The following is a 1,766-nucleotide window of genomic DNA, read 5'->3' on the forward strand; positions in this document are numbered from 1 at the left end:
GGTTAAACCTGTAGGTATTGTAATGTCAGCAGTAGCAGTTGGTAGTACGCTTTTATTCCAGTTTGTAGCAACGCTCCAGTTATTATCAGTTGTACCAGTCCAAATTAAAGCTGGTGATAACCAGTTTGATGCAATACCTGACAAAGCAAAATTAGTAAGTGTACCTGTATAATTATTTACACTATTGTCTGTAAGGTTCGTAATAGTCGAATTGTTAGCTTCTCCTGTTCCTTGGTTAAATTGATAATAAGCAAGTAAATCAGTTTCTGTATTAGATATTTCACCATCTTTATTAGCTAATATTTCTGCATCAGTTCTTACTTTTTTCCAAATACGAACTTCATCTATATCTCCAGTAAAGTTTTCTGCATGAGCATTACCCCCAATTGCTAGATTTGCACCACTTATTGTTCTAAAACTAGCAGCAGCTTCCCCAACAGTATTCACTAAAACACCATCTACATAAATTCTCATGTTTGTTCCATCCCAAGTACCTGCAACATGTTGCCAAACACCTTGCGAAACAGCACTTGTTGCTGTAACATTTTTAAAACCTGTACCATGGTCAATCCAAAAGGTATAACTAGTACCATCTCTTCTTAATAAAAATTGCATTCCAACTCCTGTAGAAGGATAATCATAAACACCTGCAATTACACCAAAACCTGAAGTTGTAGTAGTTCTAACTCTTGCTTCTACTGTAAATGTATTGATATCGTCTAAAACACTAGTCATAGTAGAACCCATATCTACAACATCATCTGTACCATCAAAATTTAAGTGAGTACCAGTTCCAGAAGTTAATTCTGTTGTAAAATCTAAAGTTGTATTATCTGTAATTCCTGCAAAATTATTTCCAGATGTATCCGTGATTGCTGTTGTTGCAATTTGTATTGCATAATTGGTGTTGTAATCTAAATCTGAAATTGAGTTAATCGTCAGTACAGCACCGTTAATAGCCACTTGTGTAGTAGCTGAAGCAACATTAATAGCAAAAGAGTTTGAACCATCAGTAACATCAATTACCTGTATATTTCCTGTACCAAATGCAATGTTTTCATTAAAAGTAAGTGTTATATTACTGCTTTTTCCAATAGAAACACCTTCGTCTGCTGGTGAACTTGAACTTAATGAAGGTACATTAGCATCTACTAAAACGCTAGTAGTTGAACCAACACTATTTAATGTTAAGTTAGCATTATTACCAGCAGCATCTCTTAAAGTTCCCCCGTTAGAAGCCAAAGTACCAACAGCAATTCCATCCGTATCATTATCCCCATTTTGTACAGTATACCTAAATAATAAAGCACTGCCACCACTGCCACTTATATAAGAAGCTTGACGCACAGTAGCGCCAATAGTTATTGCAATTTGAGGTGTACCACCAGTAGTACTAACAGTGATATTTTCATTAAAATTAACAGTAAAATCTAAGTTTTGACCAGCTATATAAGTAGCGTTTGCAGGAACAGTAACGCTTGTAACAGTTGGATCTACAGCGTCTACTAAAACTGACGTTGTGTTACCCACACTATTTAATGTTAAATTGGCATTTGCACCTCCACTATCTCTTAGAGTTCCTCCATTAGAAGCCAAAGTACCAACAGCAATTCCATCCGTATCATTATCTCCATTTTGTACAGTATACCTAAATAATAAAGCACTACCACCACTGCCACTTATATAAGAAGCTTGACGCACAGTAGCGCCAATAGTTATTGCAATTTGAGGTGTACCACCAGCAGTACTAACAGTGATATTTTCGT

1 protein-coding gene is annotated in these 1,766 nt (G+C 35.8%); it reads right to left on the reverse strand.

Translation table 11 applies throughout. The features are described 5' to 3' along the window. Positions 1-1,766, reverse strand: a 1,766-nt coding sequence (locus ACTG3S_RS12320; protein WP_439129649.1) for a LamG-like jellyroll fold domain-containing protein, incomplete at both ends; no start/stop codon positions are given.

This window comes from Polaribacter sp. (assembly GCF_965656025.1).
Lineage (GTDB): Bacteria > Bacteroidota > Bacteroidia > Flavobacteriales > Flavobacteriaceae > Polaribacter.